Here is a 13,969-nt window from a genome sequence, read left to right on the forward strand (position 1 = left end):
TTATTTATATAAAAATCAATTGACAAGAAAAAGTGGATAGGTTTCAAATATTAAATTCTGCAGGATACTCCACCATACCAGAAACGCCATTGAGTCCACCTTCAACCAATTCAATTACCATACAATTTTCCATAGAAATTCCTTCGAATGGAAGCTCAATTCCAAATTTGTCGGCTCTTAAATAACCAAATTTTGGATAGTATTTTTCATGTCCCAATAATACAACTGATTTATACCCCAAATCACTCGCCAACTGATGAGCGTATGTTATTAATCTTCCACCGATCCCCTTATTTTGATATTCAGGAAGAACCGAAATTGGGGCGAGGGCAAGAGACTGAAACGTCTCTTTAGCATTCTTTATTTTCAATCGCGTTAACAAAATATGTCCTACAATTTCATTACTCATTTCCGCTACCAATGACAAATCAGGAATAAAGGCACTTGACTTCCTTAAACGATCGACGAGGAATTGCTCCTGATGATCACTCATCTTTACAGATTCAAATGCTTTTTCAATAAGCCTGAAAACAGCGTTAAAATCTTCAGGTCTCTCTTTTCGTATTGTTAATTGCATCGATTTTTTAGTAATATACTTCTATTTTCAGATATATGAAAAAATGCTTGTTTTTTACGGTTGGGTGACTGAACTTAATTATGTTCTTTTGAATATTACGTAATACCTACTTAATTCATCATTTTTCATGCTAGATATTTTATAGACATTAACTTACAAGGTCATTTTAAGGTGCTAACAATCAAAACCAAGCTAATAGTTATAAGTCCCCAATATACATACTTAAAAAATGTCCCTTCTTTCAATCTATGATTTAAAAGTCTGCCTAAAAAAACTGCAGGTAAAGCTGTAATTAGCGCTACAAAAAAATAGATATTGATTTGGGAAGTGATGAGTCCTTCAGAATAATAGACTAGAACACTGAGCATACTAATGGGCAAAAAATAAGCTTGAAGGGTAGCCCTAAAATGCTTTGCGCTCCATTGTCTTAAATTCCCATAGATAACCAATGGGGGGCCATTCAATCCATAGGCACCGCCAAATATTCCTGATAAAAAACCACAAACAAATAATAAAAACATACTGTCTTTCCTAAATTTCAGGTTACTTTTGATATAAAGTGAGTACAAAGAATATACTATCAATAGTAATCCCAAACCTATCTTTATTATTGTTTCATTTCCATACATTAACACTAAGACACCTAAAGGTATGCCGGGAATTGCAAAAACGATCAACCACTTCGCGCTGTGAAAATGAATTTTTTTATGGTCTTGAATAACAATAACTAGCGCAATAATCACAGACAACATAACCGATAAGGGAACGGCAATATGTACAGGTAGGAAAAAAAGAAATAATGGAACAGCAATCAATGACTCCCCAAAACCCAAAGTTGATCTTACTAAAGAAGCAATAAAACTGATGATAAGAATAAAAAGGATAGTCAAGACAGAATATTTATAAGAACCAAATTTATCAAAAAAAATCGATAAATGAGATGCCTTGAAGAGTCGTTTTGAGCTATACTTATAAATCGCAAGATAATAACACTCAAGCTAATTATGGACAAAATCCTAAGATTGATATCAATTCCTAAAATTGAAGCAAATAGTATAATTTGTATTCCTTTAATAATTACTGAAGGTCAAATCTGTAACGTCCAGTACTTAAAGAATTAAAATACAATCTGCTGATTTGATTTTTAAATCGTGGACTGAGTTGTTTTCTTTTTAGCTGTAAATAATTTAATAATAACAGGCGCTGTAGCGAGTATCACTATTCCAAAAATGACGTATTCAAGATTTTGTTGCACCCATACATTTTCACCAAGTAAATAGCCAAGTGTTGTCAAGCTTCCCACCCAAATAATACCACCTAAGATATTATATAACGCAAATTTCCTAAAATCCATTTCAACAATTCCAGCAACAATTGGTGCAAACGTACGAACAACGGGAAGAAATCGAGCTAAAATAATTGCTCCTCCCCCACGTTTGTCATAGAACTCTTGGGCTTTGTAAATGTACTCTTTCTTGAAGAGCCAGTTGTCCTTCATTTTCAGCAGACGATGACCAAAATATTTGCCACACCAATACCCCACAAAGTTACCTAGAATTGCGGCTAAAGAAATTAACATCATCCAATATAAAAGCATCAATAGTGGGTTTGTTCCGTTTAGTGACATATTGGCAATAATTACTCCTGAAATGAAAAGGATAGGATCGCCTGGCAAGAAAAAACCTATTAAAATTCCCGTTTCTGCAAAGATGATAAACAACAGCAAATAAAGACCCCCATGAGCTACAATCCAGTCTGGATCGGTCAGGTTATTGAAAAACTCTAAAAAAATCTCCACAGTATCAATTTAAATATTATTTATGCAAATAAAAGGACAAATTTTGGAAAGAATTAGGAAAAATTACAGGAATTATAAAAGACTATTATTTAAATCTAAAAACAGAATCTAGATATATCAGTTTATCACTGCATTTTCTTACAAAGAATATATCTATCTATATATGATACAGACAATTAAAAAAAACATTAAATCAAATCCCTCTGGCCTTTCATAATTTTCAAAAATAATAAAATTGATAAATAAATTTTCTTTAATCTGATTAGGTAACATTTGAAGTTACTTCTGTTCAATACAAAAAAATCCAAATCTTTCAATAAGTCTCCAAGATAATTTCAAAAACTTGGAGTGAAAATCAGACTCATATTAATTTCAAGAAAGCCCTAAACCTATTTAAACAAGATTCTCTAAGAAAATTAAGTCTGTTGTAATCTCCTATAAATCTTAACATTAAATTAATTGAATTCCAATATGCAAATGAATAAAATTTGGAAAACAGGCTAAATCAGGATGAGTATGATGTTTGCCAGAATGGGATCTGGGCTGGCTGTACTTTAGATTATTCCACTTTTGACAGCAAATTTAATTAAGGATGCGGAGTTTTTAACTCCCATTTTATCAATTAACTTTTGCCGATGGCCCTCCACAGTCCTCTTGCTTAGAAATAATTTATCGGCTATTTCTAAATTAGTGTAACCATCACTAATATATTGTAATACTTCTAATTCTCTTTCACTAAAATCAATGTCATCCTTGAATCTTTTATTATCATAAATTGACATTTGTCTTACTTTTGTTAACAAGCCCTCTATAATTTTCTCACAAACATATCTTCCCCCACGGTAAACGTGTTTTATTGCAAAAAACAACTCTTCATGGCCAACGCTTTTTAGTAAAAATCCCTTGACCCCTTCCTCAAAAGCCTCAACAAATTTATGCTCATCAAGAGACACACCTAAAATAATTACCTTAACAGAAGGATGTTTTCTAATTATCAATTTAGACAGATCTAATCCATTGATTCCCGGCATTTCAATATCTGTAATAACTATATCCGGTAGGTGATTATTTTCTAACAAAGATAGAGCTTCTTGGGCATTTTGAGCTTCACCAACAATTTTTATATAATCCTGAGTTTCGAGAATTAATTCGATACCATTTCGTACAATCAAATGATCTTCTACTAAAACAATATTTATCATAAGGTTCTATTTTGTTCTTTAATGAACATATTCATTAAACAAAAAATAATGTTATATGTTTCAATTAGTCTTCTATCTAAATATTAAATTGTTCTTAATGATTAATAGTATATTGATTTAAGCTCTTATAATAAATTCATAAGGATAATCGTTATGCTAATCCATGTTCGTAGTTTGGAATATGATGCATTCAAATTTCAAGTATGTTATGCAAAGGAAAATAATCTGACTAAGAAAAGTGTGCTTACTTAAAATTTGTGAATCTCAATTTATCTTGATTAGGAAAACCATGTTGTTTTTACGCTAGGAAGGGCAAAATACCTAAAAGTTAATCCTAAACAAACCTAATTGATCTCCAAATGTTCTCTGATAGATTCCTCATTCTGACATTTAAAAATCAATCTCTCTTTGAATAATTCAATATGAACATCATCTAACTTATTTATTTTTTCTAGGATTAGCAACATCAGAAATACATCTTCTTTCTTATAAGAATTAAATATAAAAACTATGGATTTGACGTATAATTACATACATGAATTGAGAAATAGACAAATGGCTCTACGGGCAAAAATCGTCGCAAGTCCCATTGGTGGTGATATTAAGTTTGTTTATGGTCAGGATTGTTATCAAGAAGAAGTTCGTAGCATGGGCTTGCGTATGATTCGTGATGGATTAGATGTAGAAGGAGAACAATTAATTTTAGCATTCACTAAAGAACACTATCCTGAGAACCTCGAAGCAGAGTTGAAGTGGATAAGTAATAAAATGAGGTCTCTTATGGCAGTGACGGACACTTTAATTGACAATCTCCTCGCCGAAAAATACATTGCCTTACAAGGAAATATAGATCTACCAAGTGAAAATGCTATATTCTACCCCATAAAGCAAATTAATGATGAAAGCACATTGTTATTAAACATAGGAATTAAGAGTCTTATTGATCTAAAGAAACCTGAGGAAACCAAAGATCTAATGGGCTGGGTTTATTTTGAAACCAATGAGGTTTAAGAATTTTCAAAAATAGCATTCAATATTTATCCCAAAAATCCGCTAAAGTTTGACATCATCATTCATGTCTTGAATACTAGGAGGTTTGTCCATGATTTCCATTTTAAAATAAACAAGAATCATCTAAACATACTTAATCACCAATTGTTTAAATAGAGGTAGTTTGACAACTAAAGTATCTTGAGGCATGAAGCGAAATGAAATATCAAACAAGACTATATTAACAGTAATTGGATGCGGTGACGCTTTTTACAGTGGGTCCAGAGGACAAGCTTGTTTTCATATTAGTTCCCCCTCAGGCACCCTTTTAATAGATTGCGGTTCAGATGCACTCAAAAATTTAAAAAACCAAAATCTCCCAACTTCTGATATCGATACTTTCGTGATTTCCCATTTTCATGGTGATCATTATGGTGGTTTGCCTTATTTATTGCTTGATTTTGCAACACAGAAAAGAGAAAAACCCATCACCATTTTTAGTCCACCAGGCTGTGAAGAAAAGCTAGAAGGATTACTTGATTTACTATACCCAGGAAATAGAATACTCAAAGATCTAAACCTAAACTTTATACCGTATTTGAATGAACAAACGATTTACCATGAGTATTTTTCTATCAAACCAGTGTCAGTAAATCATAAAGTATTAAGTAAGCCCTTTGGAATTAAAATAAACATAGATGAAAAAATTATTGGCTATTCTGGCGATTCCGCTTGGACGGACAAATTGATAGATATTGCAGCAGGAACTGACCTTTTTATCTGTGAGTGTTGCTTCTTTGAAACCAAAGTCGATGGTCATCTCAATTATGTAGAGCTCAAAGAGAAAATTGAACGGCTTTCTTCTAAATTCATTTTATTGACTCATCTTGATGATGAAATGATAAATCGAAAAGATGAGGTCATGCTCCCATGCGCATTTGACGGTATGCGTTTAGAGCTGTAAAGCTTGGTTATAAATCAACTGAACATTTTAATTAACTACTCTTTAAAAGAAGGAGATTATTTGCTAATAACATTAAAAGCATATGAAAGATTTAAATAGTATTTGGAAAGAGCGATTGTCGGGAAAAAAAATTGTAATCACAGGCGGGTCAACGGGTATTGGCCGTGAAATTACGCTTCTTCTCACCTCATTAGGTGCTGAGTGTTTAATTTGTGGTCGTCATCAACAGCAAATCGATGAAACACTATCTGCAGTAAAGGAAGCCGCCTGCCCGGGTTCCTGTAAAGGTTTGCTTGCTGATGTATCAAAGCATCAAGATATACAACGAATATTTAAGATGGCAGATCAACATCTAGGCGCAATTGATATTCTCATCAACAATGCAGCTTTAGGTTACAACCGAATAACCGACGGGAATTATCAGGACTGGAACTATCTTATAAGCACAAATCTAACGGCATACCTAGCCTGTTGTCATTATGCGGTAGAACGAATGTTAAAATTAGGGAAAGGACATATTGTAAACATCGGTTCCATGAGCGCGGATGTACGTGAAGCAGGTGGCTCTGTTTATGTTGCGACTAAGTCAGGAATTCAGGGTTTTTCAGAAGCTTTAAGAAAGGAATTGAACCCAATGAAAATTAAAGTAACATTGATAGAACCTGGTGCTGTAGACACAGATATGCAGAAAGGGACAAGTTCTGAAAAGGCCAAGAAGATTGAAAATTTTAAAATGCTTCCTGCGGAAGATATTGCTATGGCAGTTGGATTTTGTTTAACACAGCATGATCGCTGTGATATCGTAAATTTGCAGATAAGACCGCATTTACAATTGATTTAGCTTGAGGAATTTATCAATCCGCAAGTTAGATTCGAATTTCTTAGTATTTCCTGATTCATACATTATTATCCATTTGCATAGACTGTCTAATCAATTGCCTTATCATTTGGAAAGATTCAGAATCTCCTTTTATCATCGCCATACTTAATTTCGCTAGCATTTCAGGTTCCATACGAGGCGGTAATATCGTGACTTCTGGATCACAGACAAGGTCCAAAAGTATAGGTTTGTCATTGGTTATTAATTGATCAATTACCGCATCAATTTTATTCGGATCCTCTAAACGGATTCCATCCAAACCCACTAATGATGCAAAAGCTGCATAATTAACATCTGGTATATCTTGTGAAGCTTCAAATTTAGGTTCTCCAGTCAACATTCGCTGTTCCCAAGTGACCATATTGAGGTCCCGATTATTAAGAACTATGATTATTAGTTTCGGATTGGACCAATTCTTATAATATTTAGAAATAGTGATCAATTCATTCATACATAACATCTGCATAGCACCATCTCCTACAAAAGCTATTGCTGGTCGGTCTGGAAAGGCAAACTTTGCAGCTATTGCATAAGGAATTGATGGGCACATTGATGCTAAATTGCCAGAGAGAGAACCGATCATTCCTTCCCTAATACGGATATACCTCGCATACCAAAAGGCAACTGTTCCTGAATCTGCAGTTAGCATACATCTTTCAGGTAGCTTAGGAGATAACCTGTGAAAAAACAGCTGAGGGTTAATGGGATTTGCAGGTAATTTTGATCTATTCTCTAACGTATTTTTCCAGTCGGTAATAGTCTTTTGTATCTTATCTTCCCATTCGCGATCTTGTTTTGGTATTATTAGCGGGATGAGTGCCTTAAGAGTTAAACGACTGTCACCCAATAAATTTAAATCCATTGGGTAACGGATACTTAACATACTTTCATCTATATCAATTTGAATCCCCCTAGCGCTACCAGGCTCTGGAAGGTATTCAGAATAAGGAAATCCACTTCCAATCATAAGTAGCGTATCACAATTGTCCATTAATTCCCAACTCGCTGTTGTTCCTAGCATTCCAATGCTACCTGTAACATAGGGAAGATCATCCGGGATAACTGTTTTGCCCAATAATGCTTTTGCCACCCCAGCTCCCAATAATTTGGCAATAGTCTGTACTTCCTCCGCGGCCTCAGAAGCCCCCGCACCAACTAAAATCGCTACTCGTTTTCCTGAATTCAGTATATTAGCTGCTTTAATAAGCTCTTCTTGAGATGGAATACTATTGCTTTTACTATGTCCAAGCCCGGTAACAACATTTCCGTGCTCCCTTGGAGCTTGTATTACAGCTTTTTCCTCTTGTACATCATTGGGAACAATAACCACTGTAACCGTTCGTTTTGCTTTTGCAATCCTAAATGCTCGGTCTATAACTTGGCGAGCCTGTGTTGGGTTGCTTATCATTTGTACGTAATCTGCAGCGACGTCTTTAAAAAGACTAATCAGATCCACTTCCTGCTGATAGCTGCTGCCAAGCGAGCTGCTTTTCTGCTGACCAACTATGGCAACGACCGATTGATGATCAAGCTTGGCATCATATAAGCCATTGAGTAAATGTATCGCTCCAGGACCAGAGGTTGCCAGACAAACTCCAACTTCTCGAGTAAACTTAGAATGTCCACATGCCATAAAAGCAGCCATTTCTTCATGTCTGGTTTGGACAAATTTTATTTTTTTACTTCGATTTAAAGCTCCTAAAAGACCATTTATACCGTCTCCAGGATATCCATAAATTCGCTTTACCTTCCAATCTACTAGTCGTTCTACAATAAAATCACTTACATTCATAGCTTTATTTTTAAGGAATTGCATCTATTTTCCAGATTAACATACTATTAAAATTCCAAATATATTACCAAAAACCACTAAGCCTAAGGGTCATTATACATTCGATTTCTTTTTGTTATATGATTTAATTTTGTTGAAATCAAAAACCTATAAGATAAAAAATACCAGTACAATTTTAGTATGAACATGGCAACTCCAAAAAAGTTGATATAAAAAACAGGAAAATTAGGAACACCTTTTTGTGATGCATGTAAATAATTTAGGGGTAGGGCAACCGAAGTTCTATTATTTTCTGGATTGTATTCATTAGACTACCTCTATAAAATCACCTTCGACCTTATCATTTATTTATCAACAGCGACTTTTGCCTTAAGGTGATCTTGAAGTAATTTTTCATTTAAATACCGCATGGTCTTGGCTCACCTTTCGAGAAACGGAACTAGAAATGATTATATATTTTCAGAACTTTTCTGAATGATCATTGTTCAATTTAAATAAGTATGTAAATGAGTAAATATTAAAAATCATGACTAAAGATCACGGAAAACAAATAAAAGACGACGAAAAATATGAAGCGTTAAGAAGAGAAGGCATGAGTAAAGAAAAATCTGCACGTATTGCCAATTCACCCGATGCCAGCAAAAAGGGAGGGGAAAGTAAAAAATTAGATGAAGAAAATAAATCCAAGCTATTGGATAAAGCAAAAAAAATTGGGATTAAAGGACGGCATAAGATGACAAAGAAAACATTAATTGATGCAATAAGAAACCATTAAATTTTCATTGTTACATATAAGACATTAAAAATGAGATTGAATTCATCACGAATTTCCAATGAATGTTATATAGCCTTACAGATGATTCAGGTACCTCAATGTAGATAACATTTAGAAAAACAGAAAGTTTTTACCACCTTATTAAGCTCTTCAATTACTGAAAATCCTGTTAAATTTCTTATCATAAATTCGTTAGGTTGAAAATTAGGTAAGTATTTTTTATCTTCCAAAAGTTTCTTGAAGTCCTTTGAGAGACGATACGGTAATTCAAGGAAAATATTTTGAACCCGCTATCTCAGAATAATTTGATTTAGCGAAATTCCTGGTATAGAAATCTATAATTTTTTTTGGAAGATGAGGTCCCACCTTATTTTTTCAGATTTACAGTACTCCCTTCAAGTAAACCAATATCTGAGGGACAATATTCATTTACTTATCTTATTTTTATTCACAATTTGCTTTTTTTTTGTTAAAATTTGTTAATTGATTGAAAATATATTCTTAATATAAGTTTAACAAGCCATCTCTATCTTTGGGCATCATAAAATCAACTAAATACTAATGAAATTCAAAATGTCACTCCTAGGAGCAATACTTATTTCTATTGCGTCCGTACAAGCACAATCAGATAATGGTATTATGCGGTTGAGCGAATTTGCTTATCCAGCAAAGAAACAACACATTACTATTCCTGATGTAAAAGGATTCCATGTGTTAAAATGCGATTTTCACATGCACACTGTTTTTACTGATGGTCATGTATGGCCAAATGTACGCATTCAAGAGGCTTGGCGAGAAGGCCTTGACGCTATTTCGTATACAGAGCATATGGAATATAATCCCCACCAAGACGATGTGAAAGTCGATCATAACCGTTCCCATAATCTTGCAGAAAACTTGGCAAGAGAAAATAATATTGTGTTAGTAAAAGGTACTGAAATAACCCGTCAAACTCCTCCAGGGCACTTTAACGCATTGTTTATCAAAGATGCTAATAAATTAGTTTCCGATAATGACTCAAAACTAGATCAAGAAGCCATTGATAAGGCAATCAATCAAAAAGCATTTATTTTTTGGAATCATCCAGGGTGGAAAGCGACAAGCATTGAAGGTTCCTACGAATGGATTGATTTTGTAGAGAAAATGTATCAAGAAAAAAAACTTCATGGAATTGAAGTAGTAAATGGTCTTGGATTTCACAAAAAAGCTATGGATTGGGCAATTGATAAAAACTTAACAATTATCGGAAATACTGATATTCACAATCTCATTGCGCATGATTACAACATTGAACAAGAAGGAGTTCATAGAACAATGACATTGGTATTGGCTAAAGACCGTAGCGCTGCTGGTATTCGTGAAGCTTTAGAAGCTGGTCGTACTATAGCATGGTCTAGCAAATATTTATTCGGAAAAGAAGAGAATGTGCGTGATTTGGTTAGCTCATGCATTGAAGTGAGCACTTCTTATCATGAAAAAATAAATGCAAAAACAAACGTTAAGACAAACTATTATGAACTTAAAAATAATAGTGATTTGTACTTTGAATTAAAACTTAAAAATGGTAATGGTACTCAGCATATAATTTTATACCCTGCCTCAACGCAGATTTTGACAGCTCAAGGAGGACAAGAAAAATTAACATATGAAATTGTTTCTACTTTCATAAGAAGTGACAAGCACTTGCAATTTGATATCAATTTAAAATAAGCTAGTAGCAACTTTTTTTATGAAAGCATATATTCCAATATTTTTATTGGCTGGGACTTTTTTGTCCTTTCCAATGCAACCAAAAGCTTCAAAATTACACATCAACCTCCTTGAGGCAGCTAATTATCAGCAAACTATAGAAGGTAAGGTTGTTGATGGTAGTGGTAATCCAATTGCAAATGCAACAGTATCAGTAAAAGGCAACAGTATAGCGACATCTACCAACAGTAACGGTCAGTTTACCTTGCCAGGCATAAGTTCTCAAGCAACATTAATGATTTCTTATGTGGGCTTCAATACGAAAACTCATCATTTAAATGGTAATATTAATAATATTGTTATACAGTTAGATAATAAGAATGACTTAGAAGAAGTTGTTGTTGTAGGTTATGGAACGCAAAAGAAAACTAACCTAACTGGAGCCGTTTCCCAAATTGGATCTGAAGCCTTGGAAAATCGTCCGGCTGCTAGTTTAAGTCGCATGCTGCAAGGTGCATTGCCAAACTTAAATCTAAAAATGGTTGATGGAAGTCCAACTCGTGGAGCAACTTTCAACGTTCGTGGAACAACCTCCATTGGAGCTGGCGGAAGTGCTTTAGTTCTGATAGATGGGGTCGAGGGAGATCCAAATATGGTGAATCCTAATGATATAGAAAGTGTTACAGTTCTAAAAGATGCTTCATCTGCAGCAATTTATGGATCAAGAGCTGCATTTGGTGTTGTATTAATTACAACCAAATCACCTGCACTTGGAAAAACCAGTGTAACTTTTAACTCCAACTATTCAATCAATAATCGTGTTGTTGAGCCTAGGGTTATAACCCAAGGCTATGAATGGGCAAAAAATTTCAATGATGCGTTCAATGCATGGAATGATTATAATTCGACTCCGATTTCCGTTAATAATATCTACCCATTCTCATTAGAATATCTGGAGAAATTAAAGCAAAATGCTACAAATCCCTCGGGAGCTGATGCCTTATTTAACCCTTCAACAAACCGCTACGAGTATTTTGGTAATACAGACTGGTACAACATGGTTTATCGCGAGGATATGCCAAGTACAGAGCAAGCGGTGAGTATTTCTGGTGGTGGGGAAAAAGCGTCCTATTTCTTGTCTGGACGTTATTTTCATCAGGCAGGAATTTTTAATTATAATCCTGATAAGTTTAATAAATACAATATCCGTGGGAAAGGCGATGTTAAAGTAAATGATTGGTTGACCTTCCAAAATAACACGGAAATAAGTTCTTTTGATTACCACTACCCGATGTTTGCCGATGGAGATGGTAACATTTGGCGTCAGTTCGAGCACCAGGGGTACCCAATGGCTGTAATTTATAATCCTGATGGTACCTACACCCATTCAGCAGCATATACAGGTATTGCTTCTTTCATTGAAGGGAACAATGCATCTGATTTAAATAACACTGTTGTGAGAAATACCGCGGGGCTAATCATTAAACCGTTTCATGGATTGATTGTGAAAGGAGACTTAACCTATTCGCGCACCTGGCAGGATGAACAACGTACAAATAACTATATAGATTATAGCAATACTCCAGGCGTAATAAACCGCTTTGGACGTAGTATGCTTAGAGAGTTAGGTGAACGTACAAAATATATATCAGGGAATATTACGGCTAATTACGGGCAAAAATTCGACAAACATGACATGAATGTTTTAGTAGGTTACAATGTTGAGTCTCAGACTTTCAAAAAACTGAATGCGCAACGCGATGGTATAATCCTTCCAGAAAAACCAGATTTTAACCTCATGGATGGATTAAATTATAATATTAGTGGAGGTGGCGATGAATGGGCTTATTTGGGTCTGTTCTATCGTTTCAATTATGCATATAATAACAAGTATTTAGTAGAGTTGAACGGTCGTTATGATGGATCTTCTAAATTCCCTACAGATCAGCGATACGGATTTTTCCCGTCTATTTCAGCAGGCTGGGTAGTATCAAATGAATCATTTTTTGAAGACGCGAAACCTTTAATCAGTAATCTCAAATTTAGAGCCTCATACGGTTCCTTAGGTAATGGGAATGTAGCACCTTACAGGTATCTAGAACAGATGGCAGTGGCCAAAACAAACGTTGTTTTGGGCGGTGTTCAACCAAGTTATACTTCCCTTCCAGGAGTAATACCTGAAGGATTGACCTGGGAGAAATCAACTACCTTAAATATAGGGGCTGATGTAGGTTTTTTTGATAATGCATTAAATTTTACTTTTGATTGGTATAACCGAAACGCCTACGATATGTTCACGGTAGGACAACCATTGCCAAATGTATTCGGTGCAGCTGTACCCTTTGGTAATTTCGCTGATATGTCAACAAAAGGTTGGGAGTTAACGGTCAATTATAATAATCAATTTAATCTTTCTGGTAAACCTTTCAATTGGGGAATTAATGGCTCCTTATGGGATAGCCGTTCGCATATCACCCGTTTTAATAACCCAGAGAAATTATTATCTACTTATTACGTAGGACAAGAAATCGGGGAGATTTGGGGATATGAAACTTTAGGCTTTTTTACCTCGGAGGAAGATGTTGCAAATCATGCTGACCAAAGTTTTATCCGTAATTCGAATAATAACATTTGGCTACCGGGCGATCTAAAATACGCCGATTTACCAAATGCAAATGGTCAACGAGACAATGTAATTAATAAGGGAGACAATACTTTGGATAACCCTGGGGACCGCAAGATAATTGGAAATAATTCTCCAAGGTACCAGTTTGGGTTTACGCTTTCAGCTAGCTGGAATGGGATAGGCATGTCAGCATTTTTGCAAGGAATCGCAAAACGTGATTATTACTTCTCATCAGAGGCGGGCTTATTCTGGGGGCCTTATAATAGACCTTATGGATATCAACCAACAAAAATGATGGAAAATATCTGGACAGAAGAAAATCCAGATGCTTACTTCCCGCGTTATCGCGGATATACCGCACTAGGAGCTGATCGGTCGCTTGGAGCACCGCAGACACGTTATTTACAAGATGTCTCTTACTTGAGGTTAAAGAACCTTACTATAGATTATTCTTTGCCTCAACGTTGGTTGGGAGGTGCTAAATTGAAGAATGTACAGTTATTCCTGAGCACACAAAATTTATTTACATTCTCGGGATTGTTTAAACATACAGATAATTTTGATCCGGAAGTGATAGAGAAGCCACTTGGAGAATTAACAAATGGGTCGGGTGAAGGATATGCTTATCCACAACTCAAGACAACTACATTTGGAATCAATGTTACTTTCTAAACTT

The 13,969-nt window shown here is 34.9% G+C and carries 11 protein-coding genes; 6 read left to right on the top strand and 5 right to left on the bottom strand.

From position 1 onward, the window contains the following. Positions 1–43: 43 nt before the first annotated feature. From AC6CHH_RS13865 to AC6CHH_RS13880, 4 genes are all read right to left on the bottom strand, one after another. Positions 44–577, bottom strand: a complete 534-nt coding sequence (locus tag AC6CHH_RS13865) for a GNAT family N-acetyltransferase (protein ID WP_498283873.1) — start codon at positions 575–577, stop codon at positions 44–46. Positions 578–738: 161 nt separating this feature from the next. Next, positions 739–1,467: a sulfite exporter TauE/SafE family protein gene (locus AC6CHH_RS13870; RefSeq protein ID WP_498283875.1), complete on the bottom strand. Its 729-nt coding sequence runs from the start codon at positions 1,465–1,467 to the stop codon at positions 739–741. Between the two features lie 254 nt (positions 1,468–1,721). After that, positions 1,722–2,375 carry a DedA family protein gene (locus tag AC6CHH_RS13875; RefSeq protein ID WP_498283877.1) on the bottom strand — a complete coding sequence of 218 codons (654 nt, stop codon included), beginning with the start codon at positions 2,373–2,375 and terminating at the stop codon, positions 1,722–1,724. 554 nt (positions 2,376–2,929) lie between these two features. Beyond that, positions 2,930–3,577, bottom strand: a complete 648-nt coding sequence (locus tag AC6CHH_RS13880; protein ID WP_498283879.1) for a response regulator — start codon at positions 3,575–3,577, stop codon at positions 2,930–2,932. 510 nt (positions 3,578–4,087) lie between these two features. Between AC6CHH_RS13880 and AC6CHH_RS13885 the strand changes: the two genes are divergently transcribed. The 3 genes from AC6CHH_RS13885 to AC6CHH_RS13895 all read left to right on the top strand — a co-directional run bounded on the left by AC6CHH_RS13885 (position 4,088) and on the right by AC6CHH_RS13895 (position 6,372). Next, entirely contained in the window at positions 4,088–4,588 is a 501-nt protein-coding gene (locus AC6CHH_RS13885) for a hypothetical protein (protein ID WP_498283881.1), read from the top strand. A gap of 187 nt (positions 4,589–4,775) precedes the next feature. After that, complete coding sequence (locus AC6CHH_RS13890; RefSeq protein WP_498283883.1) at positions 4,776–5,531, top strand: MBL fold metallo-hydrolase; 756 nt, start codon at positions 4,776–4,778, stop codon at positions 5,529–5,531. Positions 5,532–5,646: 115 nt separating this feature from the next. Further along, the gene (locus AC6CHH_RS13895; protein ID WP_498283885.1) at positions 5,647–6,372 is read left to right on the top strand and encodes an SDR family oxidoreductase; all 726 of its coding nucleotides are present in this window, start codon (positions 5,647–5,649) and stop codon (positions 6,370–6,372) included. A gap of 55 nt (positions 6,373–6,427) precedes the next feature. Here AC6CHH_RS13895 and AC6CHH_RS13900 read toward each other — a convergent pair whose 3' ends face one another. After that, entirely contained in the window at positions 6,428–8,227 is a 1,800-nt protein-coding gene (locus tag AC6CHH_RS13900; RefSeq protein WP_498283887.1) for a thiamine pyrophosphate-requiring protein, read from the bottom strand. Between the two features lie 502 nt (positions 8,228–8,729). Between AC6CHH_RS13900 and AC6CHH_RS13905 the strand changes: the two genes are divergently transcribed. From AC6CHH_RS13905 to AC6CHH_RS13915, 3 genes are all read left to right on the top strand, one after another. Then, positions 8,730–8,978: a DUF7218 family protein gene (locus AC6CHH_RS13905; RefSeq protein WP_498283889.1), complete on the top strand. Its 249-nt coding sequence runs from the start codon at positions 8,730–8,732 to the stop codon at positions 8,976–8,978. 561 nt (positions 8,979–9,539) lie between these two features. After that, the gene (locus AC6CHH_RS13910) at positions 9,540–10,688 is read left to right on the top strand and encodes an Sb-PDE family phosphodiesterase (RefSeq protein ID WP_498283891.1); all 1,149 of its coding nucleotides are present in this window, start codon (positions 9,540–9,542) and stop codon (positions 10,686–10,688) included. Positions 10,689–10,707: 19 nt separating this feature from the next. Further along, complete coding sequence (locus AC6CHH_RS13915; RefSeq protein WP_498283893.1) at positions 10,708–13,965, top strand: SusC/RagA family TonB-linked outer membrane protein; 3,258 nt, start codon at positions 10,708–10,710, stop codon at positions 13,963–13,965. Positions 13,966–13,969: the final 4 nt, after the last annotated feature.

The sequence above is a fragment of the Sphingobacterium sp. GQ94 genome, assembly GCF_059758715.1.

What these genes read in the sequence shown, in the direction of transcription:
- AC6CHH_RS13890 (WP_498283883.1), top strand. Translation starts at nt 4,776, where the DNA reads ATGAAGCGAAATGAAATATCAAACAAGACTATATTAACAGTAATTGGA.
- AC6CHH_RS13915 (WP_498283893.1), top strand. Translation starts at nt 10,708, where the DNA reads ATGAAAGCATATATTCCAATATTTTTATTGGCTGGGACTTTTTTGTCC.
- AC6CHH_RS13905 (WP_498283889.1), top strand. Translation starts at nt 8,730, where the DNA reads ATGACTAAAGATCACGGAAAACAAATAAAAGACGACGAAAAATATGAA.
- AC6CHH_RS13885 (WP_498283881.1), top strand. Translation starts at nt 4,088, where the DNA reads ATGGATTTGACGTATAATTACATACATGAATTGAGAAATAGACAAATG.
- AC6CHH_RS13900 (WP_498283887.1), bottom strand. Translation starts at nt 8,227, where the DNA reads ATGCAATTCCTTAAAAATAAAGCTATGAATGTAAGTGATTTTATTGTA.
- AC6CHH_RS13910 (WP_498283891.1), top strand. Translation starts at nt 9,540, where the DNA reads ATGAAATTCAAAATGTCACTCCTAGGAGCAATACTTATTTCTATTGCG.
- AC6CHH_RS13880 (WP_498283879.1), bottom strand. Translation starts at nt 3,577, where the DNA reads ATGATAAATATTGTTTTAGTAGAAGATCATTTGATTGTACGAAATGGT.
- AC6CHH_RS13865 (WP_498283873.1), bottom strand. Translation starts at nt 577, where the DNA reads ATGCAATTAACAATACGAAAAGAGAGACCTGAAGATTTTAACGCTGTT.